This window comes from Pseudomonas sp. MS19, from assembly GCF_013277615.1.
GTDB classification, from domain to species: domain Bacteria; phylum Pseudomonadota; class Gammaproteobacteria; order Pseudomonadales; family Pseudomonadaceae; genus Aquipseudomonas; species Aquipseudomonas marincola.
On the sequence record NZ_VBTO01000015.1, the window covers coordinates 1 to 25081 of the forward strand.

25 protein-coding genes are annotated in these 25081 nt (G+C 58.0%); 9 read left to right on the plus strand and 16 right to left on the minus strand.

All coding sequences use genetic code 11. The annotated features are described in order from the left end of the window. Positions 1–45: 45 nt before the first annotated feature. The 5 genes from FEZ62_RS16815 to FEZ62_RS16835 all read right to left on the minus strand — a co-directional run bounded on the left by FEZ62_RS16815 (position 46) and on the right by FEZ62_RS16835 (position 4174). Entirely contained in the window at positions 46–1389 is a 1344-nt protein-coding gene (locus FEZ62_RS16815; RefSeq protein ID WP_150548180.1) for a DUF1329 domain-containing protein, read from the minus strand. 439 nt (positions 1390–1828) lie between these two features. Beyond that, positions 1829–2500 carry a tRNA (guanosine(46)-N7)-methyltransferase TrmB gene (gene trmB / locus FEZ62_RS16820; protein ID WP_239655578.1) on the minus strand — a complete coding sequence of 224 codons (672 nt, stop codon included), beginning with the start codon at positions 2498–2500 and terminating at the stop codon, positions 1829–1831. Between the two features lie 127 nt (positions 2501–2627). Then, positions 2628–3422: a thiazole synthase gene (locus FEZ62_RS16825; protein WP_069902434.1), complete on the minus strand. Its 795-nt coding sequence runs from the start codon at positions 3420–3422 to the stop codon at positions 2628–2630. Between the two features lie 80 nt (positions 3423–3502). Next, complete coding sequence (gene thiS, locus FEZ62_RS16830) at positions 3503–3703, minus strand: sulfur carrier protein ThiS (protein WP_069902433.1); 201 nt, start codon at positions 3701–3703, stop codon at positions 3503–3505. 102 nt (positions 3704–3805) lie between these two features. Beyond that, positions 3806–4174, minus strand: coding sequence for a DUF423 domain-containing protein (locus tag FEZ62_RS16835; RefSeq protein ID WP_090513834.1), 369 nt, complete (start codon positions 4172–4174; stop codon positions 3806–3808). 70 nt (positions 4175–4244) lie between these two features. On the opposite strand from FEZ62_RS16835, the gene mtgA reads away from it, so the two are divergent. Then, the gene (mtgA, locus tag FEZ62_RS16840; protein WP_172929082.1) at positions 4245–4979 is read left to right on the plus strand and encodes a monofunctional biosynthetic peptidoglycan transglycosylase; all 735 of its coding nucleotides are present in this window, start codon (positions 4245–4247) and stop codon (positions 4977–4979) included. A gap of 6 nt (positions 4980–4985) precedes the next feature. Here mtgA and FEZ62_RS16845 read toward each other — a convergent pair whose 3' ends face one another. The 5 genes from FEZ62_RS16845 to ftsY form a co-directional block, all read right to left on the minus strand. After that, positions 4986–5597 carry a hypothetical protein gene (locus tag FEZ62_RS16845; RefSeq protein ID WP_172929083.1) on the minus strand — a complete coding sequence of 204 codons (612 nt, stop codon included), beginning with the start codon at positions 5595–5597 and terminating at the stop codon, positions 4986–4988. Positions 5598–5654: 57 nt separating this feature from the next. Next, positions 5655–6509, minus strand: a complete 855-nt coding sequence (rpoH, locus tag FEZ62_RS16850; protein ID WP_069902429.1) for an RNA polymerase sigma factor RpoH — start codon at positions 6507–6509, stop codon at positions 5655–5657. Between the two features lie 135 nt (positions 6510–6644). Beyond that, positions 6645–7661 (minus strand): permease-like cell division protein FtsX, encoded by a 1017-nt coding sequence (ftsX, locus tag FEZ62_RS16855; protein ID WP_069902428.1) that lies wholly within the window; start codon positions 7659–7661, stop codon positions 6645–6647. Beyond that, positions 7661–8329 (minus strand): cell division ATP-binding protein FtsE, encoded by a 669-nt coding sequence (gene ftsE, locus FEZ62_RS16860; RefSeq protein ID WP_069902427.1) that lies wholly within the window; start codon positions 8327–8329, stop codon positions 7661–7663. Before ftsE ends, ftsX begins: the two co-directional genes overlap by 1 nt. Before the next feature lie 59 nt (positions 8330–8388). Further along, on the minus strand, positions 8389–9738 hold the full coding sequence (gene ftsY, locus FEZ62_RS16865; RefSeq protein WP_172929085.1) for a signal recognition particle-docking protein FtsY: 1350 nt from the start codon (positions 9736–9738) through the stop codon (positions 8389–8391). A gap of 457 nt (positions 9739–10195) precedes the next feature. Here ftsY and FEZ62_RS16870 point away from each other — a divergent pair, with 457 nt between their 5' ends. The 4 genes from FEZ62_RS16870 to FEZ62_RS16885 all read left to right on the plus strand — a co-directional run bounded on the left by FEZ62_RS16870 (position 10196) and on the right by FEZ62_RS16885 (position 14685). Further along, positions 10196–11551, plus strand: coding sequence for a pitrilysin family protein (locus FEZ62_RS16870; RefSeq protein WP_172929087.1), 1356 nt, complete (start codon positions 10196–10198; stop codon positions 11549–11551). Further along, complete coding sequence (locus tag FEZ62_RS16875) at positions 11544–13016, plus strand: pitrilysin family protein (protein ID WP_172929089.1); 1473 nt, start codon at positions 11544–11546, stop codon at positions 13014–13016. Before FEZ62_RS16870 ends, FEZ62_RS16875 begins: the two co-directional genes overlap by 8 nt. After that, entirely contained in the window at positions 13016–13609 is a 594-nt protein-coding gene (rsmD, locus tag FEZ62_RS16880; RefSeq protein WP_172929091.1) for a 16S rRNA (guanine(966)-N(2))-methyltransferase RsmD, read from the plus strand. The genes FEZ62_RS16875 and rsmD overlap by 1 nt, the downstream gene beginning before the upstream one ends. 98 nt (positions 13610–13707) lie before the next feature. Beyond that, entirely contained in the window at positions 13708–14685 is a 978-nt protein-coding gene (locus tag FEZ62_RS16885; protein ID WP_172929093.1) for a hydrolase, read from the plus strand. A gap of 488 nt (positions 14686–15173) precedes the next feature. Here the strand turns inward: FEZ62_RS16885 and secB are convergent, their stop codons facing one another. The 3 genes from secB to FEZ62_RS16900 form a co-directional block, all read right to left on the minus strand. Further along, a complete protein-coding gene (gene secB, locus FEZ62_RS16890; protein WP_069902421.1) occupies positions 15174–15659 on the minus strand; it encodes a protein-export chaperone SecB in 486 nt (161 codons plus the stop codon). Positions 15660–15752: 93 nt separating this feature from the next. Further along, a complete protein-coding gene (grxC, locus tag FEZ62_RS16895; protein WP_069902420.1) occupies positions 15753–16007 on the minus strand; it encodes a glutaredoxin 3 in 255 nt (84 codons plus the stop codon). A 1-nt stretch (position 16008) separates the two neighbouring features. Next, the gene (locus FEZ62_RS16900) at positions 16009–16422 is read right to left on the minus strand and encodes a rhodanese-like domain-containing protein (RefSeq protein ID WP_069902419.1); all 414 of its coding nucleotides are present in this window, start codon (positions 16420–16422) and stop codon (positions 16009–16011) included. Between the two features lie 472 nt (positions 16423–16894). Between FEZ62_RS16900 and gpmI the strand changes: the two genes are divergently transcribed. The 4 genes from gpmI to FEZ62_RS16920 all read left to right on the plus strand — a co-directional run bounded on the left by gpmI (position 16895) and on the right by FEZ62_RS16920 (position 22417). Continuing rightward, positions 16895–18430 carry a 2,3-bisphosphoglycerate-independent phosphoglycerate mutase gene (gene gpmI / locus FEZ62_RS16905; protein ID WP_172929095.1) on the plus strand — a complete coding sequence of 512 codons (1536 nt, stop codon included), beginning with the start codon at positions 16895–16897 and terminating at the stop codon, positions 18428–18430. 247 nt (positions 18431–18677) lie between these two features. Beyond that, a complete protein-coding gene (locus tag FEZ62_RS16910; protein ID WP_172929097.1) occupies positions 18678–19931 on the plus strand; it encodes a murein hydrolase activator EnvC in 1254 nt (417 codons plus the stop codon). 180 nt (positions 19932–20111) lie between these two features. Continuing rightward, positions 20112–21413 carry a S41 family peptidase gene (locus FEZ62_RS16915; RefSeq protein WP_172929099.1) on the plus strand — a complete coding sequence of 434 codons (1302 nt, stop codon included), beginning with the start codon at positions 20112–20114 and terminating at the stop codon, positions 21411–21413. Between the two features lie 497 nt (positions 21414–21910). Then, positions 21911–22417, plus strand: coding sequence for a transposase (locus tag FEZ62_RS16920; protein ID WP_172929101.1), 507 nt, complete (start codon positions 21911–21913; stop codon positions 22415–22417). Positions 22418–23100: 683 nt separating this feature from the next. On the opposite strand, the gene FEZ62_RS16925 is transcribed toward FEZ62_RS16920, so the two are convergent. From FEZ62_RS16925 to FEZ62_RS16935, 3 genes are all read right to left on the minus strand, one after another. Next, complete coding sequence (locus tag FEZ62_RS16925; RefSeq protein ID WP_069902414.1) at positions 23101–23856, minus strand: transporter substrate-binding domain-containing protein; 756 nt, start codon at positions 23854–23856, stop codon at positions 23101–23103. 86 nt (positions 23857–23942) lie between these two features. Further along, complete coding sequence (locus FEZ62_RS16930) at positions 23943–24677, minus strand: ABC transporter substrate-binding protein (RefSeq protein ID WP_172929105.1); 735 nt, start codon at positions 24675–24677, stop codon at positions 23943–23945. 238 nt (positions 24678–24915) lie between these two features. Next, a partial coding sequence (locus FEZ62_RS16935) for an integrase core domain-containing protein (RefSeq protein WP_172929103.1) occupies positions 24916–25081 on the minus strand: 166 nt, incomplete at its 5' end.

A 25081-nucleotide genomic window follows, 5' to 3' on the forward strand; every position in this document is an offset into this window, starting at 1 on the left:
ATGCATGCATTCAGGGCTTTTTCATTTAGCTGCGGTAACTGCGGATTAGATGCCGCCGCTGCGCAGGGCCTGTACGGTGAAGTCGGTCCGCTTCAAGTCCGCATTGAAGTCGTACATCGGCTCGTTGTTGTCCAGGCCATCGACAAAGTAGCGGTTGCCCTTGAAGTCGTAGATGGTCTCTAACGTGCTGCCGAACATCGGCACCTCGTAATAGCTGATCGGATGGCTTTCTTGCAGGCCAATCAGCTTGCCGTCCATGTCATACAGGTCAACGGCCAGAATCTGCCAGCTGTCCTCGTCGAGATAGAAGCGACGCTTGCCGAACGGATGGCGGAAACCTTTACGCAGATCTGCCTCGACCACCCATACGCGGTGCAATTCATAGCGCAGCAACTCGGGGTTGAGGTGCTTGCTCTTAACGATGTTCTCGTAAGGAATGCCCTGCTGGTGAACGGCATAGCTGTTGTAAGGCACAAGCATTTCCTGCTTGCCCTTGAGCGTCCATTCGTAGCGATCCGGCGCGCCGTTGTAGGAGTCAACCACGTCGGCCGTGGCCAGACCATTGGTGTCTGGCTGCAGCGAATCGTATGCCAGCATCGGCAGACGACGCACACGGCGATCGCCACGACTGAAACGCCAGGCCTTGCGAATGGCCAGAACCTGATCGATTGTTTCCTGCACCACCAGCGCAGAACCGGCGACGCGTGAAGGCGCGAGAATCTTGTACTTGTAATAGAACAGGGTGTTGTTCAGGTCGCCTGTGGTCATGCCATCGCGGCCATAGACGAAGTAGATATCGCGCTCGAGCTTGAGCAGGTTGTAGCTGCCATTCTCCAGCACCGCAGCCTGGTTGGTGACGAAGCGAATCTGATCACCGCGATAACGCATGATGTGATTCCAGATAGCCTGCTGGCCATTCTGCGGAATCGGGAACGGAATGCCTGAAGCCGCACCCTCGACGCCATTACCGCCGGAGATCAGGCGGGCACCCAGCGCATTTTGCTGAGTCGCATCATAAATACGTTGCGGCGCGGCAGCGCTGCGATGGGTCGGGAATACGCGCAGGAAATAGTCGGGATTCTTTTCCAGCATGACCTGCAGGCCGATTGGCAACTGCGCCTTGTACTGCGCAAGATTCTGCGCCGAGACGTTATACAGCGGCTGCTCACCCGCGTACGGGTCCGGGTGATGCATGCCCGGCTGATAGTTGGCCGGCGGTGTCGCCAAGCCACCTTCCCAACGCGGGATCGTGCCGGCAGCATTGCCTGCCATTTCGCCGCCCAGCGGTGTTAAATCACGGCCCAGACGATCGGCTTGCGCGCTATCAACCTTAGCCTGCGCATGAACCGCCAGGCCTGCTAACAGCAGTGCTGAAAGTGTACGTAACACAATAATCTCCCCCAGCGCAGAAGACCGCGCCGCTGTATTTTTATATCCGGTACGAGCCGGGCTTTATTGGTCAGTCGTGGTGAGTCGCCGTCCTGGCATCGGGCATTTCCCGCAAAGATTACTCCTGCCCCTCAACCGCGCCGGTTTCGACACTCACGGCGCAGCCACAGAAAGCATCCGGGCGCACACGCAACAGCTGAGGGATTAATCCCGCGCGGAGTTTACCCATTCAAACAAGCATTTGCTTTTAATCTGTCGAGTTTTTTGCGCCAGTGCATAAAGCACCATCACCAGGCTTTATAAACCAACGAAAATAGCCGGGGATTTATGCAGATAAGCAACTGCACCGCTGCCGCAAGACAGCAGTGCAATTGAGTTGAAGAGGCTGGGGCAAATCGGCAAACGCGCTAAAACGCCAAGACCGGCCAGAGTGCGGGGCCTATGCGCTGCGTTGGAATTTCAGGTCCCACACGCCATGACCAAGGCGCTCACCGCGACGCTCAAACTTGGTCGTCGGACGCTCTTCCGGGCGCGGTACATAGTGGCCGTCAGCCGCCAGGTTCTGATAGCCAGGCGCTGCGTTCATGACTTCCAGCATGTACTCGGCATAGGGTTCCCAGTCGGTCGCCATGTGCAGCACGCCGCCCACTTTGAGCTTCTGGCGAACCAGTTCGGCAAACGCTGCCTGAACGATCCGGCGCTTGTGGTGACGCGCCTTGTGCCATGGGTCCGGGAAGAACAGCATCAGCCGGTCAAGGCTGTTATCGGCGATGCAATTACGCAGCACTTCCAGCGCATCGCAGCGATACACACGCACGTTGGTCAGGTTCTGCGTCAGCAAGCCATTAAGCAACCCGCCAACACCCGGGCTATGCACTTCAACCCCGATGAAGTCCTGATCCGGTGCGGCGGCCGCCATCTCCAGCAGGGAATGCCCCATGCCAAAGCCGATCTCGAAGGTACGCGGAGCGCTGCGACCGAACACCGCATCGAAATCAGGGGCTCCCTGCTCCAGTTCAAGGCCGAACTTGCTCCAGCCTTGATCCAAACCGCGCTGCTGGCCTTCGGTCATGCGCCCGGCGCGCATCACGAAACTTTTGATGGTGCGCATTTTGGGAGTTGCCTCGGCTGGCGCCTGAGGATCGTGCGAGTCGGTCATTACGTGCTCTTCAATCGTTGGTTCTAAGTCGCTCTGCGCCAGCAACAGGATGCCGGAGCAGAAGCGTCAGGGTTAAGTATTAGCCGATCAGGCCATCCAGCGGCGACGAGGCGCTGGCATACAGTTTTTTCGGCATCCGCCCGGCGAGGTAAGCCAGACGGCCCGCCTCGATGGCGTATTTCATGGCTTCGGCCATCATCACCGGGTTCTGGGCGTGAGCGATGGCGCTGTTCATCAGCACGGCCTCGCAGCCCAATTCCATGGCGATGGTTGCGTCGGATGCGGTGCCTACACCGGCATCAACCAGAACCGGAACGGTGGCCTCTTCCAGAATGATGCGCAGATTATACGGGTTGCAGATGCCCAGACCTGTACCAATCAGACCGGCGAGCGGCATCACCGCAATACAGCCCATGGCCGCCAGCTGACGCGCAATGATCGGGTCATCGCTGGTGTACACCATCACATCAAAACCGTCCTTGACCAGAATCTCGGCGGCCTTGATGGTTTCGATGACGTTCGGGAACAGGGTCTTGTCGTCGGCCAGGACTTCAAGCTTGACCAGGTTATGGCCGTCGAGCAGTTCACGCGCCAGGCGACAGGTGCGCACGGCTTCTTCAGCGGTGTAGCAACCGGCGGTGTTGGGCAGGATGGTGAAGCGATCCGGCGAAATCACATCGAGCAGATTGGGCTCGCCCTTGCGCTGACCAATGTTGGTCCGGCGCACGGCCACGGTCACGATCTCGGCGCCTGACGCATCAATCGCCGCGCGGGTTTCGCTGTGGTCTTTGTATTTACCCGTGCCTACCAGCAAACGCGACTGAAAAGTACGGCCGGCCAAAGTGAACGGCTTGTCTTTAATAGCAGAATTCATCGAAAGCTCCTCATGCGAAATAGGCACTGCGGCAAACGGCGGGCACGTTCAGCGCATGGTCAAATAGGGGATGCAGCGTCTCAACCGCCGCCGATGGCATGAACCACTTCTATGCGGTCGCCTTCGCTCAAGCGCGTGCTGGCGTGCTGGCTGCGCGGGACAATATCCAGATTAAGCTCAACGGCCACACGTTGGCCGGTCAGCTCAAGGTGGCTGATCAGATCAGCAACCGTCTGGCCATCTGGGAACTCGAAAGGCTCACCGTTCAACTGAATATGCATGACGGCACAGTCACATTTTGAGAGGGGGTCGGCATTCTAGCCCGATCCAACCGGATGACCAAGACTGCAACGCGCCATTTGTCATTAAAGCTGACGCATCGGTCAAGTTAATTTCCAGGCAGCCAACCCCAAACACAGCCAACCCGCCAGAAATGCCAGGCCGCCGAATGGCGTAATGATGCCCAGCTTGCCAATGCCACTGAGGGTCAGGGCATACAAGCTGCCGGAGAACAGGATAATGCCAAGGGTGAAAAACACCCCCGCCATTGTCACCAGACGGCTGGGCATGTGCAGCGCCAACAGGGCAACGCCAAACAGCGCCAGCGCGTGGATCATCTGATAGTGAGTGCCGGTCTGGAACACCGCCAGATAGTCGGCGGTGAGCTTGCTCTTAAGGCCGTGCGCGGCGAATGCACCCAGTGCAACACCGGTAAAACCGGAAATAGCCGACAACAATAACCAAATGCGCATACGCAATCACTCCAGACAAGTTCAAAGTCGCCGCTATAATGGCGCGCAAACTCTCCACGGCCAAGCTCGCATGTTCCGAACCATCCGCCGCCTTCTGTTAAAAGTCATCTTCTGGTTCATGGCCGGCTCATTCCTGCTCGTGCTGATTTTCCGCTGGGTACCGCCGCCAGGCACGGCGTTAATGGTCGAGCGCAAGATTGAGTCCTGGATTGATGACAAGCCGATTGATCTGCAGCGCACGTGGCGACCGTGGGCGCAAATATCCGACGATCTCAAAATTGCAGTGATTGCCGGCGAAGATCAGAAATTTGCCGAGCACTGGGGTTTTGATATCCCGGCGATCAGGGCGGCTATTGCCCACAATCAGGAAGGCGGCACGGTTCGTGGCGCCAGCACCCTCACCCAGCAAGTGGCGAAGAACCTGTTTCTGTGGTCGGGTCGCAGCTGGCTGCGCAAAGGCGTCGAGGTGTGGTTTACCGGCTTGCTCGAACTGCTCTGGCCCAAGCAGCGGATTCTTGAGGTGTACCTCAACAGCGCGGAATGGGACACCGGCGTGTTTGGCGCCGAAGCCGCCGCGCAACATTACTTCGGGGTCGGTGCGCCGTATGTGTCTGCGCAGCAGGCCAGCTTGCTGGCGGCCATTCTGCCGAGCCCGCTCACCCGCAGCGCCAGCCGTCCGAGCGCCTATGTCAGTCGCCGGGCCAACTGGATTCGTCGGCAGATGCGTCAGCTCGGCGGCAGCAACTATCTGGTCCAGCTTGAGTCAGCGCCTAGCCAGTGGATCAAAAAGCTCGGATTCAACTGATCGGGCTTAGCCTTGCTGCAACAACTTGTTCGGGACGATGCGGATCAGTTGCACGGCATCATCGAGAATGTGCGCGGTCAGGCCTTGCTGCGGATACACCCAGGCGACACCTGCCGGGAGTTCCAAACGCAAACGCGGCTGGCCGATGCTGCTCACCAGCCGCTCCGGCGCAATATCCTTGGGCGCCAGCACGGTGATGGCGCTGATCCGATGCTTGCCCAGCGGCGCCAGCATCTGCGCGCTCAGCGGCTGCTCATCATCTTGCAGGGTCAATCCCGCTGCCGCCATCAAACTGCTCATTTCCGCGGAGTCCATTTGCACATCGCCTTCAACGGCCCACGGCTGGCCAGACTCCTCGAAGCTGCCACGAAACAGCAACCGTGCGCCGTCCTTGCGTGGCTGCAGCCACAAATCGCCGCTGACCTGATGCGCCAAATCGGATAAATGCAGTTGATCTTGCGCCAGCGGATCGAGCACCTGTTGTTGCCAACCCGACAACCACTTGAGCGCAGATGCAGGTGCAGCAGGCTTGGTCAGCCAAGCGCCCCAGGCAAAGAACAGAACGGCCACAATAATCAGGAAGACAATGTGCTTGGAGCTGAGCGAACGAAAATTCATGATTTTCTCTAGGCAGAAAAAAGCCGCACCTGAGTGCGGCTTTAGCGATTTGCTGACTCAGGCTGCTATCGAGCCTTTGAGCTTGTTCATCGCGTTCTTTTCGAGCTGACGAATACGCTCGGCAGACACGTTGTACTTAGCGGCCAGGTCATGCAGCGTGGCCTTCTCTTCAGCCAACCAGCGCTGATAGAGGATGTCACGGCTGCGCTCGTCGAGGCCTTGCAGCGCTTCGTGCAGATTAGCGCTTGAGCTGTCGGACCAGTCCGCATTTTCCAGCTGTTGCGCCGGGTCATAACGGTTGTCTTCCAGATATTGGGCTGGCGACTGGAATGCGCTTTCATCGTCCGCGTCGTTGGCCGGATCAAAGGCCATGTCGTGGCCGGTCAGGCGGCTTTCCATCTCGCGCACTTCGCGCGGCTCAACCCCGAGGCTCTCGGCAACAGCGTGCACTTCATCGTTGTTCAGCCAGGCAAGACGCTTCTTCTGGCTGCGCAGGTTGAAGAACAGCTTACGCTGAGCTTTGGTGGTCGCCACTTTGACGATGCGCCAGTTACGCAGGATGAACTCGTGGATTTCGGCACGAATCCAATGCACTGCAAACGACACCAGACGCACACCCATTTCCGGGTTGAAACGCTTCACGGCCTTCATCAGGCCAACATTACCTTCCTGGATCAGGTCTGCCTGAGCCAGGCCATAGCCAGAATAGCTACGGGCGATGTGCACGACGAAACGCAGATGCGCGAGCACCATCTGCCGTGCAGCTTCGAGGTCCTGCTTGTAAAAAAGGCTTTCGGCCAGCTCGCGTTCCTGCTCCGGCGACAGCAGTGGAATGCCGTTGACCGCATGCACGTATGCCTCCAGGTTTGCGCCTGGAACCAAAGCATGTACAGGTTGCAATGAAGTGGACATTTAATTCCTCCGACTGACGAATCGTGTGCAGTCTAACACTGCCAAATCAGACATGGAACGCTTCTACAAGTTCCCCGACCAATAGTCAACATCAATCAAATCAATTAGTTACTAAAGTATTACGGCGCGCCCTGCTCAGCGTGGAGCCAGTTCTCTCAAGTGTCGCGCCACCGCCAGCCATGCGCCGATATAACCCAGCAGAACCGCACCAATTACCAGCGAGAAGCCATCACCAGCCGGTACGCCATCAAGGGCAAAGTTGCTGCCATACAGGCCGGCGAGATTAACCACGGCCCCGTTCAGCCAGTTCAAGCCGTAAGCCAGCACCAGCCATGCCAACAGCCCGGCACCAAAGCCATAGAGCGCGCCCATATAAAGGAAGGGCCGACGCACGTAACTGTCCGTGCCGCCAACCAGCTTTATGACCTCGATTTCGGTGCGCCGGTTCTCGATGTGCAGACGAATGGTGTTGCCGATTACCAGCAGCAACGCCATGACCAACAATAAGGTCAGGCCGAATACAAATCGCTCGCCGAGCTTGAGAATCGCCGATAACCGCTCAACCCAGAGCAGGTCAACCTGCGCCTGCTCGACCTTGGGCAATTCCGACAAACGCTGGCGCAACGCTTCCAGCGTGGGCTTGTCGACCTCTTGCGGCGTCACCAGCACCACACCTGGCAATGGGTTATCCGGCAACTCCTTTAGCGCCTGGCCCAGCCCGGACTGCTGCTGGAACTCGGCCAGCGCCTGCTCGCGACTGATCCACTCGGCGCTTGCGACATCAGGCATGCCTTCGATCTGCTTACTCAGCGCCTGCCCTGCGGCATCTTTAACGTCCAACTGCATGAACAGCGAAATCTGCGCCGCGCGCTGCCATGAACCGCCCAAACGCTCGACGTTATTGAGCAGCAACGACAAGCCCATCGGCAGGCTCAGCGCCACAGCCATTACCAAACAGGTGAAAAAGCTGCCAATCGGCTGCCGGCCAAGACGGCGCAGGCTGTCGACAATACTCGCCCGATGGCTCTCGACCCAGGCATGGAACTGGGTGCGGAAGTCCGGCCCTTCATCAGGGATTTTTGGATCTACTTTCTTCGGCGCAGCGCCGACACGTTGAGCGGGTTGCGGTGGTGGAATACGGGTTGCACTCATTACACGGCCTCCCCGTCACCAATCAGGCGGCCACGTTGCAGGGTAAGCATGCGGTGACGCATCCGCGCGATCAGCGCCAAGTCGTGACTGGCGATCAGCACACTGGTGCCAAGCTTATTGATGTCTTCAAACACGCCCATGATTTCGGCGGCCAGCCGCGGGTCGAGGTTACCGGTCGGCTCATCCGCCAGCAGCAAGGCCGGGCGGTGAACAATGGCGCGGGCAATACCCACGCGCTGCTGTTGACCAGTAGACAAGTCGCCGGGGAACAATTCGGCTTTGTCGGACAGCGCCACACGCTCCAACGCCGAACCTACGCGGCTGCCGATTTCGGTTTTGGACAAACCGAGAATCTGCAGCGGCAGGGCGACATTATCGAAGACGCTGCGATCGAACAGCAGCTGGTGATTCTGGAACACCACACCAATCTGCCGACGCAGATAAGGAATCTGCGCGTTAGTGATCTGCGCCAGATCCTGCCCAGCGAGCAGCAACTTGCCGCTAGTCGGCCGTTCCATCGCCAACAACAAGCGCAACAGGGTACTTTTGCCGGCACCCGAGTGGCCGGTCACGAAGAGGAACTCACCACGGCGCACACGAAAACTCAGTTCGTGGAGCCCAACGTGACCATTCGGATAACGCTTACCGACCTGCTCGAAACGAATCATCGAGAGAGTATCCTTGGTTATTTTCTACAAGTGCTTCGCTTAGTACTGCTCAGCGTGAATTAACGCTGAGCAAACAGGGCCTGTACAAATGTTTCTGCTTCAAACGTGCGCAAGTCATCAATGCCCTCGCCCACGCCGATGTAACGGATTGGCAAACCGAACTGTTTGGCCAGGGCGAAAATAACCCCGCCCTTGGCTGTGCCATCTAGCTTGGTCAGCGCCAGACCGGTAAGCGCCACTGTCTGATTGAACTGTTTAGCCTGATTAATCGCGTTTTGCCCGGTGCCGGCATCCAATACCAGCAGCACTTCGTGCGGCGCGGTGTCATCAAGCTTACCTATGACCCGGCGAACCTTCTTCAGTTCTTCCATCAGGTTATCTTTGGTGTGCAAGCGACCGGCCGTATCAGCGATAAGCACATCCATGCCGCGTGATTTGGCGGCCTGCACCGCATCGAAAATAACCGAGGCCGAATCGGCGCCGGTGTGCTGGGCAATGACCGCGATCTGATTGCGCTCGCCCCACACCTGCAATTGCTCGACAGCAGCGGCGCGGAAGGTATCGCCAGCCGCGAGCATGACTTTTTTACCTTCCTGCTGGAGTTTCTTCGCCAGCTTGCCAATGGTGGTGGTCTTGCCGGCGCCGTTAACGCCAACCACCAGAATCACGTACGGCTGCTTGCTGGTGTCGATCACCAGCGGCTGCTCGACCGGCTTGAGCATGGCGGTCAATTCTTCCTGCAGCGACTGATACAACGCATTGCTGTTGGTCAGTTGCTTGCGCTCAACCTTCTGGCTGAGGTTATCGATGATGACGTTGGTTGCCTCGACCCCGACATCGGCCACCAGCAGGCTGGTTTCGATGTCATCGATCATGTCATCGTCGATGGTCTTCTGGCCCAGGAACAAGCTGGCCATGCCTTCGCCAAGACTCGAACCGGTCTTCGACAAGCCTTTCTTCAGGCGGCTAAACCAGCCGCCCTGATTATCGTCCGGCTTGTTCTGCTCAACCGCAGGCGCGGCCTCAACCGCAGCTGCAACCACTGGAGCAGCAACAGGCTCAGGCGCAGCAACCACGGGCGCAGGCTCGGGCTCGGGCAATACTGGCGCAACCGGTTCTGGCGCGGCAGCGGCTGGCTGCTCGGGCTCCACAGGCTGCGGCTGGGCTACCGGCGCAGGCGCAACAGGGGCCTCGACAGGTGGCAGCGGCTGCACGGGTTGAGCCGACTCTGTAACGGCAGGCTCAACTGGCGCCGGAGCGGCGGGCTCAGCGGGCGGCGATGCAGGCGCAGCAGGCTCTTGCGGCTTTTTGCGCAACCAGCCGAACAGGCCCTTTTTCTCAGCGGGCTGATCGGTGTTTTTTTCCGCAGGCTGTGCGGGGGTCTTCTTGTCGTCGTTGGAACCAAACATGGAGGACGGCTATCTCAAAGATGCGACAGGCTGGCAAACCACACTAAAGCACCATTTATACGTTGAACTCGCACGTTCTCGGCACAACATGGTGTTTAGTCACGTTTACAGGCATGGTCGTCAGTCAAACGGATGAGTATCCTAGCACCTCCGCGACCGTCGAGGCTAAGCCCAAGCGTGCCCAACCGACAGTTCGCTGTAACCAATAGGTCTGTAAGCCGATTGCCGGCCTGGGTTGTGACCCACGTGCCAGATAGATGATTACGCCTGCCCCTGCGGGGCTCAAGGCAAAAACCGAGGAGACCTGTTTGTTAGCTCCCAATTCACGACGAAACGCGACAATCCACAGGGTCTGCAGCGCAGCCCTTCTGGCCAGCGCCTCACGAGGCGAAACTCCGCGGACTGGCATTGTTTACACGCCAGACCTGAACGCTCTCTGAATGTGAATACACCTCTTATGAAATCATTTTGCCATCAGGCTGCAGGTCTGTTCCTCAGCGCGCTTGTTGTGCCGCTGAGCGCGCTGGCCGCCGCCCCGCAACCGACTCACGAATTCACCCTCGACAACGGCCTCAAGGTCATTGTCCGCGAAGATCATCGCGCCCCCGTGGTGGTTTCCCAACTTTGGTACAAGGTGGGCTCCAGCTACGAGACACCGGGCCGCACTGGCTTGTCGCACGCCCTTGAACACATGATGTTCAAAGGCAGCGAAAAGCTCGGCCCGGGCGAAGCGTCACACGTGCTGCGTGAACTCGGCGCCGAAGAAAACGCCTTCACCAGCGATGACTACACCGCTTACTACCAGGTGCTCGCCAGCGATCGCCTGCCCGTCGCTTTCGAGCTTGAAGCAGACCGCATGGCAACGCTGAAAGTCCCGGCTGACGAGTTCAAGCGCGAGATCGAAGTGATCAAGGAAGAACGCCGCCTGCGCACCGATGACAAACCCACCAGCAAGGCATTCGAGCGTTTCAAGGCCATGGCTTACCCTGCCAGCGGCTATCACACGCCGACCATTGGCTGGATGGCCGACCTGCAACGCATGCAGGTTGAAGAGCTGCGTGACTGGTACCAGGCCTGGTATGCGCCGAACAACGCGACGCTGGTTGTCGTCGGTGATGTGACGGCAGATCAGGTTAAAAAGCTCAGCGAGAAATACTTCGGTCCAGTCCCGCGTCGCGCCGTGCCTTCGTCCAAAGCGCCGCTGGAGCTGGCCACGCCGGGTGAACGCAAAATCACCCTGCATGTTAATACCCAACTGCCGAACTTGCTGATGGGCTTCAACGTGCCAGGCCTTGCGACGGCAAAAGACCCGCGTCAGGTGCACGCCTTACGTCTGATCTCGGCGCTGCTCGACGGTGGTTACAGCGCACGCCTGCCATCACGCCTTGAGCGCGGTCAGGAACTGGTCTCCGGCGCATCGGCCTGGTACGAGCCGTTCAGCCGGGGCGACAGCCTGTTTGTGCTTTCCGCCACGCCGAACGAACAAACCGGCAAGACCATCGAGCAGGCCGAAGCTGGCTTGTGGGCCGAACTGGAAGACCTCAAGAAGAACCCGCCAAGCGCTGAAGAAATGGCCCGCGTACGCGCCCAGGTCATTGCCGGACTGGTTTATGAGCGCGACTCGATTACCGGTCAGGCTATGGCCATTGGCCAACTTGAAACCGTGGGTCTGTCGTGGAAGTTGATGGATCAGGAACTCAAGGCGCTTGAAGCCGTAACGCCGGCTGACATTCAGGCAGCCGCGAAAACCTTCTTTACCCGCGACCGCCTCAGCGTCGCCTATGTATTACCTGAGGAGAAGGGCAATGAATAAGCGCAACCGTCTTGGCCACTGCCTCACTCGCGGCCTGCTCGGCCTGGCGCTGAGCACCTCGCTGGTTATCAGCCACAACGCGCTGGCAGACACCGCCAAAGTTGATGGCAGCAAACTCGAATCACTCGCTGGCCTCGACGGCAAAGCGCCGGTGCGTCGCGACCTGAACATCCAGTCATGGAAAACCAAGGAAGGCGCCAAGGTGCTTTTCGTTGAAGCCCATGAATTGCCGATGTTCGATCTACGCCTGACATTCGCCGCTGGCAGCAGCCAGGACGGCGATAAGCCGGGCCTGGCCATGCTGACCAACGCCATGCTCAACGAAGGCGTGCCGGGCAAGGATGTCAGTGCAATCGCGGCCGGCTTTGAAGACCTCGGCGCTGACTTCGGCAACGGTTCCTACCGCGACATGGCCGTCGCCAGCTTGCGCAGCCTGAGTGCTGCCGACAAGCGCGAACCGGCGCTGAAACTGTTTGGTGAAGTGCTCGGCAAGCCGACATTCCCGCAAGACTCGCTCGATCGGATCAAGAATCAGGTGCTGGCAGGCTTCGAGTATAAAAAGAAGAACCCGGGCACATTGGCAAGCCAGGCATTGTTCGCCAATCTCTACGGCGACCATCCTTACGCCCACCCGAGTGACGGCAACGAGAAATCGATTCCGGCGATCACCCGCGAACAACTGCAAACGTTCCACGCCAAGGCTTACGCCGCTGGCAACACAGTGATCGCGCTGGTGGGTGATTTGTCACGTACTGAAGCCGAAGCGCTGGCCGCCCAGGTTTCTGCCGACTTGCCGAAAGGCCCGGCGCTGGCGGTGATCGCCCAGCCACAAGAGCCGCAAGCCAAGACCGAGCACATCGAGTTCCCGTCCAAACAGACGCACCTGATGATCGCGCAAATGGGCATCGACCGGCGTGACCCGGACTATGCAGCGCTGTATCTGGGCAACCAGATATTCGGTGGCGGCGGTTTCGGCACACGTCTGATGGAAGAAGTCCGCGAAAAGCGCGGCCTGACTTACGGCGTCTATTCAGGCTTTAGCGCCATGCAGGCGCGCGGCCCGTTCATGATCAACCTGCAAACCCGCGCCGAACTCAGCGCCGGCACTCTGCAACTGGTCAAAGACCTGCTCGCCGATTACCTGAAAAACGGCCCGACCGAAGACGAGCTGAACAAAGCCAAGCGTGAGCTGGCAGGCAGCTTCCCGCTTTCGACCGCCAGCAATGAAGCAATTGTCGGCCAACTGGGTTCTATCGGCTTCTATAATCTGCCATTGGATTACCTCGAAACCTTTATGCAGCAAGTACAGGCATTAACGGTTGAGCAGGTAAAAACAGCAATGGCTAAACACCTCGACCCTGAAGCGCTGGTAATCGTTACCGCCGGCCCTACAGTTGAACAAAAAGAACTACCGCCACCGACCGACAAACCTGTCGAGCAACCCGCTGGCGTACCGGAGCACTGATGCGTAAATCTGCAGGTATCAATCCCAGCCACTCGGGCCTCGGCCAACTGCGAATCATCGCGGGCGAGTGGCGTTCGCGCCGCTTCAGCTTTCCGGACGCTCAGGGTTTGCGGCCAACGCCCGATCGCGTCAGGGAAACCCTGTTCAACTGGCTGGCGCCTTACGTTGAAGGCGCCAAAGTGCTCGATGTATTCACCGGCAGCGGCGCATTGTTTCTCGAGGCGCTGTCACGTGGCGCCTCCCGCGCGCTGGCACTGGACATGAACCCGGACTCGATCGCCTCCCTGCGCGGGCATTTGCAAACACTGCGCTGCGAGCATGGCCAATTGGCACAGGCTGATGCACTGACGTATCTGCAAACCCAGCCTACGACCCAGTTCGATCTGGTGTTTCTCGATCCGCCGTTCCACCAGAATCTGCTGGCCCCGGCGTGCAATCTGCTGGAAACACACGGCTGGCTGAGCAGTGATGCGTGGATTTATAGTGAAAGCGAAACCGCGCCATCTACGCTGGGCTTGCCAGGCAACTGGCGCCTACACCGGGAGAAGAAATCCGGGCAGGTTTACTACGCCCTGTGGCAGCGCACGGCTTAAGCCAAGGCAGGCTTTGCAGTTATGGCGTGACGGGTATTGCACCTGAAGCGCCTGCTTGCGTCGGCTCGGCGCCCGACGAACTACAGATCGGAAACAGCATGAACACAGCATTCAAACCAGCCTGGTGGTTACCTGGCGCACATAGCCAAACGCTGTGGAATTCGATGTGTCGCACCCCGCCGAAGCTTGAGCGTCGCCGGGAACGTCTGTGGCTGGCTGACAGCGACTTTCTCGACCTCGACTGGTACGGCCAGCACGATGTCGAAGCGCCGCTGGTTCTGGTGCTGCACGGCCTTACCGGCTCGTCCAGTTCACTTTATGTGCTCGGCTTGCAACAGAGTCTGGCGCAACAAGGCTGGGCCAGCGTGGCCTTGAACTGGCGTGGCTGCTCGGGCGAGCCCAACCTATTACCCCGGGCTTACCATTCGGGCGCCAGTGAAGATTTGCGCGAAACCATCAATCACCTGCGCGCCCAGCGGCCAATGGCCCCATTGTATGCGGTGGGTTATTCGCTGGGCGGCAATGTGCTGCTCAAATACCTGGGCGAAAGTGGCCCGCAAAGCCACCTGCAAGGCGCGGTGGCGGTTTCGGTGCCCTACCGGCTGGACCAGTGCGCGGACCGCATCGGCATAGGCTTTTCCAAGGTGTATCAAGCGCACTTCATGCGCGAGATGGTCGCCTATGTGAAGAATAAACAGCGCCTGTTTGCCCATCACGGCCAAACCGAACACCTGGCCAAGCTCGATAGTCTGGGCTCGCTTGAGAATATGCGCACCTTCTGGGACTTTGACGGCCGCATCACCGCGCCGCTGCATGGTTTTAGCGATGCGCAGGATTATTACAAACGCTCATCGAGCCGTTATTACCTCGGCGCAATCGAATGCCGCACGCTGCTGATTCAGGCCGCAGACGATCCCTTCGTATTCCGCCAAAGCCTGCCGGATGCGCATGAACTCTCGGCCAGCACCGAGTTTGAACTGCACGCACACGGCGGCCACGTTGGCTTCATCGACGGCAGCGTGAAAAAACCGGGCTATTACCTCGAACGCAGAATCCCGCAGTGGCTGGCGAGTTAAAGCGAGCCGAACACACAGCTTGGCTGAAAATGGCCTGAGAATCGTAAACCGCCATGACGGATTGCCCACAGGGCTATCCATCCTCCGACGGGGTTCGGCCGAAGATTTGCGGCAGATGCATGATTCAAACGGAGGATGGATAAACCGCAGGTTAATCCGTCATGGCTGAGTATCGGTTGCGCTAAATCGGGCGTTTGATTGCGTCGTGAGGTCGCGCGGCGGCGCGATTTTTTTGCGAGGCATACATCGCTATGACGGATTGCCCAAAGGGCTATCCATCCTCCGATGGGGTTCGGCAGAAGATTTGCGGCGGATGCATAATTCGAACGGAGGATGGATAAACCGTAGGTTAATCCGTCATGGCGCCATATGGGCTGAACAATAGGCTTTCTCTCGCGGCGATTATTCCCCCATAAAACAAAAAACCCCGAGGCCTGGGCCGTCGGGGTTTTGTTTCAGCGGTTGCTGCAGAGCAACACTATTCGGTGTTACTGAACAGTGGCGTCCGGAGCGGCTTGCTGAATACGCTGCAGCTCTTGGGCATACAGGGCATCGAAGTTCACCGGTGCCAGCATCAGGGCTGGGAACGAGCCGCGAACAACCAGGCTGTCCAGGGTTTCGCGTGCATACGGGAACAGGATGTTCGGGCAGAAAGCGCCGAGGGTGTGGCTCATCGATGCTGCATCGAGGCCCTTGATCAGGAAGATACCGGCCTGCTGGATTTCAGCAATGAAGGCAACTTCTTCACCGTTCTTGACGGTTACGGACAGGGTCAGCACTACTTCGTGGAAATCGCCATCAAGCGACTTCTGACGAGTGTTCAGGTCCATCTCAACGCTTGGAGTCCATTCCTGACGGAAAATCTCAGGGCTCTTCGGCGCTTCAAAGGACAGGTCACGCACATAAATACGCTGCAGGGAAAACTGCGGAGTTTGTTCGCCCTGTGCGGCGCCGTTGTTAGCTTGCTCAGTCATGCCAAAGCCTTCTTGTAGTTAATGCCAGTTAATTGAAGGGTGATTACCTGCATCAGCAGCCCGCAGGCCTGCCGGCGGTAATCACACCCGATGTCAGCCTTTGAGCAACGCGTCGAGTTTGCCCGCGCGCTCCAGCGCATATAGCTCGTCGCTGCCGCCAACGTGAGTGCTGCCGATCCAGATCTGCGGCACCGACGTACGGCCAGCTTTCTTGGTCATTTCAGCGCGAACGCCCGGTTTGCCATCAACCTGTATTTCTTTGAAGTCTACGCCTTTACTGCTCAGCAATTGCTTGGCGCGCATGCAGAACGGGCAGTAGTCACTCGAATATATTACGACTTCAGACATATCACTTCACCACGGGAAGGTTATCACCACGCCAGCTGGCAATGCCGCCGGCAAGCTTGGCGGCAGTGAAGCCAGCCTTCATCAGTTCACGTGCAGAGGTGCCAGCATGCTGACCCATTGCATCGACCACGATAACGGTCTTGTCTTTGAATTTCTCAAGCTCGGCGATGCGCGACGTCAACTTTTCGTACGGGATGTGTACAGAACCAACAATATGACCTGCCGAGAAGTCTTTCTGATTACGGATATCCACAACCACACCCTGCTCGCTGTTGAGCAATGCAGTCAACTCGCGGCTGCTCAGGCTTTTGCCGCCTTTGCGCATTTCAGTAAACAGCAGCAACACCAGCAGTACGACGAAAATGCCACTCAGAATAAAGTGGTTTGTAACGAATTCGATTAGATGGGCAAGCATCAGAATATTCCAGGGCGATAAGTCGGAGGAGCAGACCATTCCTGGCGCGCTCTCCCTCTGAGAACCGTGCGTGCAGCTCTAACCACAACCGGTTCAAGCCCACAAAAGCCAATCTTCCAGACTGGCAACACACGAAATTGCGCGTGACTTTACCACTATCAGTCACGATGAGGCATCCCTACATGTTACTGGCTGTAGGCCTTTGCCTGGCGATTTAAGCCGCACGACCTGCCCGACTGGCACCTAGACAGACCGTCAGCCTGAGCCTGTTTGAGCACCACAATCAGCACACCTACCGACGAAAGCGCGCTGACCGCTGCCTTCTATAAAAACAATCAACACACTTGCATCGAAGCAAACACCCCGGCCCCAGCGGCCCTATGTCGCGCAAAATGTCTGTGGCGGTGACGTAGACGCTCGCAGGGCTTAAAATGGCTGATCTTTCGCACAAAACGCAGAGTGAGCCAGCTTTATGAGCGCCACGCCAACCCCTTTGGTCCTGATTATCCTTGATGGCTTCGGCCATAGTGACAACCCGGAATTCAACGCTATCTACGCCGCCAACACCCCGGTTTACGATCACCTGCTGGCCACTCAGCCACACGGTTTGATCTCGGGCAGTGGCATGGATGTTGGCCTGCCAGATGGCCAGATGGGCAACTCGGAAGTCGGCCACATGAACCTCGGCGCCGGCCGCGTGGTGTATCAGGACTTCACCCGCGTGACCAAAGCCATTCAAGACGGCGACTTTTTCAACAACGCCGCCATTACCAGCGCGGTCGACAAGGCCGTTGGCGCCGGCAAAGCCGTGCACATTCTCGGCCTGCTCTCGGATGGCGGTGTACACAGCCATCAGGACCACATTGCGGCAATGATCGAGCTGGCCGCTCAACGTGGCGCAGAGAAAATCTACCTGCACGCCTTCCTTGATGGTCGCGACACGCCGCCGAAAAGCGCTGAAGCGCCAATCGAGTTCATTGAAAACACCTTCGCCCGCGTTGGCAAAGGCCGTTTCGCCAGCCTGATCGGCCGCTACTTTGCGATGGACCGCGACAATCGCTGGGACCGCGTAGCTCAAGCCTACCAACTGATCGCCGCCGGCCAGGGCCTGTTCAACGCCGAGTCCGCGCAAGCCGGCCTCGCCGCCGCTTACGCCCGTGAAGAGAACGACGAATTCGTCAAAGCCACCACCATCGGCGACGCTGTACGCGTTGAAGATGGCGACGCGGTGGTGTTCATGAACTTCCGCGCCGACCGTGCCCGCGAATTGACCCGCACCTTTGTCGAACCGGACTTCAGCGAGTTCGAGCGTGGCTACGTGCCCAAGCTGGCTGACTTCGTGATGCTGACCCAGTACTCCGCCAGCATCAAAACCCCAAGCGCATTCAAGCCGGATGCCCTGAGCAACGTGCTCGGCGAATACCTGGCCAAACAGGGCAAGACCCAGCTGCGCATCGCCGAAACCGAGAAGTACGCGCATGTAACCTTCTTCTTCTCCGGTGGCCGCGAGGAGCCGTTTGCAGGCGAGGAGCGCATTCTGATCCCGTCGCCAAACGTCGCAACCTACGACCTGCAGCCGCAGATGAGCGCACCCGAAGTCACCGACAAAATTGTCGATGCGATTGAAAATCAGCGCTACGACGTGATTGTCGTCAACTACGCCAACGGCGACATGGTTGGCCACACCGGCGTGTTCTCGGCCGCCGTCGCCGCCGTTGAATGCCTCGACAGCTGTGTGGGTCGCATCGTGGCAGCCCTCGACAAAGTCGGCGGCGAAGCACTGATTACTGCCGACCACGGCAACGTAGAACAGATGGAAGACGTCTGCACCGGCCAGGCACATACCGCTCATACCTGCGAGCCGGTGCCTTTCATTTATGTCGGCAAGCGTAACGTTGGCCTGCGTGAAGGCGGCGTTCTAGCAGATGTGGCGCCGACCATGTTGATGTTGATGGGCCTCGAAGTGCCTGCCGAAATGACCGGCACCAGCATCGTCAGCCTGAAATAAGGCCTGTATCACAGCGCAAACCTGCCAGCCCGCACGGCTGGCAGACAAGCATGCAGCGGGTCGCCGATTTTTTAGGCATACTAGGTCGCGTGCGTTGTGTGGCTGGTCGTGCATTATCAAGCCGCCCCGATTACAGCTGGAGCAGGCCATTGGCGTTTGCTTCCGGCTGGTTTGGCCAGGTTTGAGTTGCCCACACCCGCGCTGAGTTATCCACAGTCCGACCCTTTATCCAGGTGCCGCCCGCCCCATGTATCGCGCTCTCATCTTCGTGCTTATGACCTGCCTGGTGTCTCCGGTATTTGCCGATGACAAAGCAGCCGCCGAACAACAGCTCAAAGCGGCGCAGAAGGATGTTGCCGAACTGAAAAAGCTGCTGGATAACCTGCAGAAAGAAAAGTCCGGCGTGCAGAAGTCGCTGAAGCAGACTGAAACCGAGATGGGCCAGTTGGAGAAACAGGTCAACGACCTGCAAAAAGAACTGGAAAGCGGTGAAGAAGAAGCCAAACGGCTGGATGCAGAGAAAAAAAAACTCGAAGAAGCGCGCCATGAGCAGCAACGGCTGATCGGCATTCAAGCCCGCGCGGCATACCAGAGCGGCCGGCAGGAATACCTCAAGCTGCTGCTCAACCAGCAAAACCCTGAAAAATTCTCGCGCACCATGACGTATTACGACTACGTCAGTGAGGCGCGCATGGAACAGCTCAGCGCCTTCAACGAGACGCTCGAGCAACTGCGTAACGTTGAACAAGACATCATCGCCCAGCAAAACAAATTGCTGGAACAGAAAAACGCACTGGACGACCGCACGGCCAAACTGGCCAAGGTGCGGGAAGAGCGAAAACTGGCACTGGCCAAGCTCGACAAGCAATATTCAGATCGTGACCGCAAGCTAAAATCCCGCCAGAAAGACCAGCAACAACTCACCAACGTAATCAAAACCATCGAAGCCACCCTCGCCCGCCAGGCCCGTGAAGCCGAACTGGCGCGCCAACGGGCACTCGCCGAAGCTCGTGAACAACAACGCGAGCAGCAAAGCACTACCCCAAGCCGCCCAGCCAGCGGCCCGATTGTTACTTCGGGCGCGGTATACGGCGGCCCGTTCGCCAAGGCCAAGGGCAAATTGCCATGGCCGGTTAACGGGCGAATCGTCGCAAGCTTTGGCACCGCACGCGGCGAAGACACGCGCACCAAGTGGGACGGCGTACTCATCGGCGCGCAAGCCGGCAGCCAGGTTCACGCCGTACACGGTGGCCGCGTGGTATTTGCCGACTGGTTACGCGGCGCCGGCCTGTTGGTGATTCTGGACCACGGCAACGGCTATCTGACGCTCTATGGCCATAATCAGAGCCTGTTGAAAGATGCCGGGGACATCGTCAAAGCCGGTGAGGCAATCGCGACTGTCGGCACCAGCGGCGGGCAGAGCACCCCGGCCCTGTACTTCGCCATTCGCCAGCAAGGCCGCCCCAGCAACCCGACGCAATGGTGTCGCTCGCAGGGTTGAACAACAACTTTCATGTGCACCGGCAACCACTTAATGAAAGGCAGATGCCAGTGCAGCGTTAAAACGTGATTTACTTACTGAACTTAAACATTTTGTAAACGGTCGTTACGCTAATGCGTTACACCGCCCGTTTTGCGCCACAAGATATGCGCCACCTCATCGTGTAGGAGTTTGTACGCTATGCCGCAATTGTTCCGCGCCACATCGCTCGCCCTGGCAGCAACACTGCTGGGCGGAGCCTCGTTGTTGCACGCTGCAGAGCCCACCGAGGCTGTAGCCAGCAGCAAGGCGCCGCTGCCGCTCGATGAGCTGCGCACTTTTGCCGAGGTGATGGACCGGATCAAGACCGCCTACGTCGAACCGGTGAGCGACAAGACCCTGCTGGAAAACGCCATCAAAGGCATGCTCAGCAACCTCGACCCGCACTCGGCCTACCTTGAGCCAGATGACTTCGCTGAACTGCAGGAAAGCACCAGCGGTGAGTTTGGCGGCCTGGGGATTGAAGTCGGCATGGAAGACGGCTTCGTCAAAGTGATATCGCCCATCGATGACACCCCGGCCTCTGCGGCGGGCATCCAGCCAGGCGACCTGATCATCAAGATCGACGACCAGCCGACCAAAGGCCTGTCGATGATGGAAGCCGTCGACAAGATGCGCGGCAAAGCAGGCAGCAAGATCAAGCTGACCCTGGTACGCGACGGCGGCAAGCCATTCGACGTGACCCTGACTCGCGCAGCGATCAAGGTCAAAAGCGTCAAGAGCGAATTGCTGGACGACGGCTACGGCTACCTGCGCATCACTCAGTTCCAGGTTAAAACCGGCGAAGAAGTCGGCAAGGCACTGGCCAAACTGCGCAAGGAAAACGCCAAGAAGCTCAGCGGTATCGTTCTCGATCTGCGCAACAACCCAGGCGGCGTTCTGCAGGCAGCGGTTGAAGTGACCGACCACTTCCTCAAGAAAGGCCTCATCGTCTACACCAAGGGCCGCATCCCCAATTCGGAATTGCGCTTCTCCGCCGATCCGGCCGACGCCAGCGAAGGCGTGCCATTGGTGGTACTGATCAACGGCGGCAGCGCCTCGGCTTCCGAGATCGTCGCCGGCGCATTGCAAGACCACAAACGCGGCGTGCTGATGGGCACCGACAGTTTCGGTAAAGGCTCGGTCCAAACCGTATTGCCGCTGACCAACGACCGCGCCCTGAAACTCACCACGGCGTTGTACTACACGCCTAATGGCCGCTCGATTCAGGCGCAGGGCATCGTGCCAGACATCGAAGTCACCCGCGCCAAGGTCACCAAGCTACAAGCAGACTCCATCTACAAAGAAGCCGATCTGCAAGGCCACCTCGGTAACGGCAACGGCGGCAAAGACAAGCCAACCGGCAGCCAGGCCGCCAGCAAGCGCAAGCTGCAAGACGACGACTACCAACTGAGCCAGGCCCTGAACCTGCTCAAAGGCCTGAACGTAACCCGCAGCAACTAAGTGCCGATGACGGATTGCGTTGCTTCGCGCCGCTATCCATCCTCCGGATTTGTGCGGCGGCATATGTGGAGGATGGAATCCCCGTAGGGGCTTCCGTCATGACAATCCTGGATATGTATGCGGTTGAGCCATTGATCCGATGCGCGCCATTGACGGATTACGCAACGACGGATTGCGTTGCTGCGCTCCGCTATCCATCCTCCGATTTCGTGTACGGCGGATAACCTACGTGGAGGATGGAATCCCCAAAGGGGCTTCCGTCATGGCAATCCCGGATATGTACCCGGTTGAGCCATTGATCCGATGCGCGCCAATGACGAATTACGCAATGACGGATTGCGTTGCTTTGCGCCGCCATCCATCCTCCGCCGTATTCATCCTCCGGTCGTATGCATCCGCCTGCCAATCCATTTTCCGGTTCATTGGCATTTCGGTGGTTGTGCTAACGGGCTCTTTTATCCCGGCTATGCTTTGGCTGATGCAAGGGAGGGGCAAGGATGCCGAACTATCGACGTATTTATGTGCCTGGGGCGACTTGGTTCTTCACCGTGAACCTGTTGCATCGCGAAGACAACGACCTGTTAATCCAACATATCGGCTTGCTACGCGACGCCGTGCGGCGGGTTAAGACCCTGCACCCGTTCCAGATCGATGCGTGGGTCGTTCTTCCGGAGCATATGCATTGCGTATTAACGCTACCGGCTGGCGATAGCAATTATTCGCTGCGCTGGCGCCTGATCAAGTCCACTTTTAGCCAATCATTACCGCGCGGGGAATCACGCTCGAACGTGCGCATTCTTCGTGGTGAACGCGGCATTTGGCAGCGTAGATTCTGGGAGCGCTTGATTCGTGACGAGAAGGACTTCCGCGAGCACGTGGATTACGTGCATGGAAACCCGCTTACGCATGGCTGGGTTCGTCGGGTGAGAGACTGGCCGTATTCCACCTTTCACCGGGATGTGCGCAACGGGATATATCCCATCGATTGGGGTGGTCCGGAATAATTGAGGTTGTGTGTCATTACGGATCGCGGCGGATTGCGTAATGACGGATCGCGTTGCTTCGCGCCGCCATCCATCCTCCGGTCTTGGGTATGGCGGGCGGGCATGTTTGGAGGATGGAATCCCCGCAGGGGCTTCCGTCATGGCGATTTCGGAAATGTACGCGGTTGTGCAATTGATCCGGCGTGCGTCGTGACGGATTGCGTAATGACGGATCGCGTTGCTTCGCGCCGCCATCCATCCTCCGGTCTTGGGTACGGCGGGCGGACATGTTTGGAGGATGGAATCCCCGTAGGGGCTTCCGTCATGGCGGTTTCGAATATGGACGCGGTTGTGCAATTGATCCGTGTGCGTCGTGACGGATTACGCTATGACGGATCGCGTTGCTTCGCTCCGCCATCCGTCCTCCGGTCTTGGGTACGACGGGAAACCTATAAGGAGGATGGAATCCCCGTAGGGGCTTCCGTCATGGCGGTTTCGAATATGGACGCGGTTGTGCAATTGATCCGGTGTGCGCCGTGACGGATTACGCAATGACGGATCGCGTTGCTTCGCTCCGCCATCCATCCTCCGGGCTTGTGTGTGGCGGCATATACGGAGGATGGAATCCCCGCAGGGGCTTCCGTCATGGCGGTTTCGGATATGGGCGCGGTTCGGCGCGCCCCTTGAAAAACGTCGGGGTACGGCTACAGGTAGCTATTGGTCATGTCGTCGACGAAGCCTTCTTTGCGCAATTCATCGAGGGCTTTTTGCAGGCGCTCGACTACTTCGTCCGGGGTGTCTTTGTTGAGGGCGAGGTACAGTTCGGCTTCGTTGAAGCGCAGCACGGTGTTGAGGCCGGTAACGCCTTCCTGCTTGGCCAGGTAACGGCCGACCGGGTCGGTGGTCGCCCACAAGTCAATCTTGCCATCCATCAGCTTGGCGATGTTCTGCTGATCGCGCAGCGCGTTGATGGGCGACATGCCCTGCGACTCAAGATGCTGGCTCACTGCATCGTTTTTATAGGCGCCGATGGTGTATTGCGCGGCATCTTTAAGGGTGGCAACGCTGATGGTGTTGCCCGGCGCCGAGAGCAGTACCCAGCCAGTTTTAGCCAGCGGGCCGACCCATTTGAACAGCGGCTCGCGCTCTGGGGTGAAGGTCGTTGAGAACAGTGCGTAGTTGGGCTTTTCCAGCGTCAGCCGATACAGGCGATCCCACGGGAAGCGCAGTGTCAGCGAATATTTGATACCGGCACGCTTGAACATTTCCCGCACGATGTCGGCGCTGATGCCGTCAATGCCATCATCACGAGCGAAGTTCTTGTCATCGACAGCCATGTTGAATGGCGGAAAGTTCTCCGTCAGCAACACCACCTTATAGTCTTCCGGCAGTTCTGCGCGTGCAGCGCACGCCGCCATGGCCAAGCCGAACAGCAAACCGATTTTCAGGGTTTTCAGCATTCGATGATTCGCTCTGTTGTGATTATTGTTAACGGCTGCGCCCGGCATCGGGCCGAGCGCAAAACCGAGCTTAGGTAAATGCAGGCTTACAGGTAGTTGTTGAGAATATCGTCAACAAATCCCTCTTTGCGCAGCGCATCCAGTTCGGACTGCAACTTCTGCACCACTTCATCTGGCACTTCATTGTTGAGCGCCAGATACAGCTGCGCAGTGTCGAAGCGCAAAACGGTCTTCAAGCCAGTGATGCCAGCCTGCTTGGCCAGATAGCGGCCAGCCGGATCGCCGGTCGCCCACAAGTCGATCTCGCCGGACATTAGCTTTTGCGCGTTGGCCTGATCACGCAGCACGGTGATCGGCTGCAGACCCTTTTCGGTCAGATGCTGAGCAATCGCGTCACCTTTGTAGGCACCCACCTTGTAGTTTTTCGCCTCATCGAGGTTTTTCAGAGTAATTGTGCTGTCGCTCCTGCCGAGCAATACCCAGTCATCCGGCCCGATCGGCCCGACCCATTTGAACTGATCTTCACGCTCGGGCAGGCGCGCCGTGACAAACACGCCATAGCCGGGCTTGGTCATGGCCAGGTTGTAGATCCGGTCCCACGGGAAGCGCAGTGTCAGGTTGTATTTGATGCCAGCACGCTTGAACACTTCGCGGACGATGTCCACGGCGATGCCATCGATATTGTCTTCTTGGGCGAAGTTTTTACCGTTGATGGCCATGTTGTATGGCGGGAAATTTTCGGTGAGCAATACCATGCGGTATTCAGGGTCGATTTCAGCACGCGCCATTGTTGAAATCATCACGAGCGCACAGGCGCTCATCCAGCAGAAACGCTTCCACATAAGACAGCTCGCAACCTAGGTTTAGTCAATAAAACGAGGGGCCAGCTTAGCTGTGTTTGACTGCGCGCAAAGGCAAAACTTGATCAAGTGAGACGCAGATCACACCCTGTCGGGAACTTTTGCGCGACCGCTCTATCTCGGCGCATGACTGCAATAAATGGGCAATTTTTGTGCTTAATATGTCTAGTCCTGAAATAGGTTTACACCTATTTCGTCTTCAAAACGCCTGATGCACCGCATCGGGCGTTTTGTATTTCAAGGCCAAATGCGGCCGCCTGCTGTTATAGATATTGACCGACTCGTCGACCATACGAATTGCCTCAGCTAGATCTTTAGGCCGGTGAAGCAGGAACTCAGTTTTCAATATCCCGTTTACACGCTCC

What these genes read in the sequence shown, in the direction of transcription:
- trmB (WP_239655578.1), bottom strand. Translation starts at nt 2,500, where the DNA reads ATGCGCACCATCAAAAGTTTCGTGATGCGCGCCGGGCGCATGACCGAA.
- FEZ62_RS16825 (WP_069902434.1), bottom strand. Translation starts at nt 3,422, where the DNA reads ATGAATTCTGCTATTAAAGACAAGCCGTTCACTTTGGCCGGCCGTACT.
- thiS (WP_069902433.1), bottom strand. Translation starts at nt 3,703, where the DNA reads ATGCATATTCAGTTGAACGGTGAGCCTTTCGAGTTCCCAGATGGCCAG.
- FEZ62_RS16835 (WP_090513834.1), bottom strand. Translation starts at nt 4,174, where the DNA reads ATGCGCATTTGGTTATTGTTGTCGGCTATTTCCGGTTTTACCGGTGTT.
- mtgA (WP_172929082.1), top strand. Translation starts at nt 4,245, where the DNA reads ATGTTCCGAACCATCCGCCGCCTTCTGTTAAAAGTCATCTTCTGGTTC.
- FEZ62_RS16845 (WP_172929083.1), bottom strand. Translation starts at nt 5,597, where the DNA reads ATGAATTTTCGTTCGCTCAGCTCCAAGCACATTGTCTTCCTGATTATT.
- rpoH (WP_069902429.1), bottom strand. Translation starts at nt 6,509, where the DNA reads ATGTCCACTTCATTGCAACCTGTACATGCTTTGGTTCCAGGCGCAAAC.
- ftsX (WP_069902428.1), bottom strand. Translation starts at nt 7,661, where the DNA reads ATGAGTGCAACCCGTATTCCACCACCGCAACCCGCTCAACGTGTCGGC.
- ftsE (WP_069902427.1), bottom strand. Translation starts at nt 8,329, where the DNA reads ATGATTCGTTTCGAGCAGGTCGGTAAGCGTTATCCGAATGGTCACGTT.
- ftsY (WP_172929085.1), bottom strand. Translation starts at nt 9,738, where the DNA reads ATGTTTGGTTCCAACGACGACAAGAAGACCCCCGCACAGCCTGCGGAA.
- FEZ62_RS16870 (WP_172929087.1), top strand. Translation starts at nt 10,196, where the DNA reads ATGAAATCATTTTGCCATCAGGCTGCAGGTCTGTTCCTCAGCGCGCTT.
- FEZ62_RS16875 (WP_172929089.1), top strand. Translation starts at nt 11,544, where the DNA reads ATGAATAAGCGCAACCGTCTTGGCCACTGCCTCACTCGCGGCCTGCTC.
- rsmD (WP_172929091.1), top strand. Translation starts at nt 13,016, where the DNA reads ATGCGTAAATCTGCAGGTATCAATCCCAGCCACTCGGGCCTCGGCCAA.
- FEZ62_RS16885 (WP_172929093.1), top strand. Translation starts at nt 13,708, where the DNA reads ATGAACACAGCATTCAAACCAGCCTGGTGGTTACCTGGCGCACATAGC.
- secB (WP_069902421.1), bottom strand. Translation starts at nt 15,659, where the DNA reads ATGACTGAGCAAGCTAACAACGGCGCCGCACAGGGCGAACAAACTCCG.
- grxC (WP_069902420.1), bottom strand. Translation starts at nt 16,007, where the DNA reads ATGTCTGAAGTCGTAATATATTCGAGTGACTACTGCCCGTTCTGCATG.
- FEZ62_RS16900 (WP_069902419.1), bottom strand. Translation starts at nt 16,422, where the DNA reads ATGCTTGCCCATCTAATCGAATTCGTTACAAACCACTTTATTCTGAGT.
- gpmI (WP_172929095.1), top strand. Translation starts at nt 16,895, where the DNA reads ATGAGCGCCACGCCAACCCCTTTGGTCCTGATTATCCTTGATGGCTTC.
- FEZ62_RS16910 (WP_172929097.1), top strand. Translation starts at nt 18,678, where the DNA reads ATGTATCGCGCTCTCATCTTCGTGCTTATGACCTGCCTGGTGTCTCCG.
- FEZ62_RS16915 (WP_172929099.1), top strand. Translation starts at nt 20,112, where the DNA reads ATGCCGCAATTGTTCCGCGCCACATCGCTCGCCCTGGCAGCAACACTG.
- FEZ62_RS16920 (WP_172929101.1), top strand. Translation starts at nt 21,911, where the DNA reads ATGCCGAACTATCGACGTATTTATGTGCCTGGGGCGACTTGGTTCTTC.
- FEZ62_RS16925 (WP_069902414.1), bottom strand. Translation starts at nt 23,856, where the DNA reads ATGCTGAAAACCCTGAAAATCGGTTTGCTGTTCGGCTTGGCCATGGCG.
- FEZ62_RS16930 (WP_172929105.1), bottom strand. Translation starts at nt 24,677, where the DNA reads ATGAGCGCCTGTGCGCTCGTGATGATTTCAACAATGGCGCGTGCTGAA.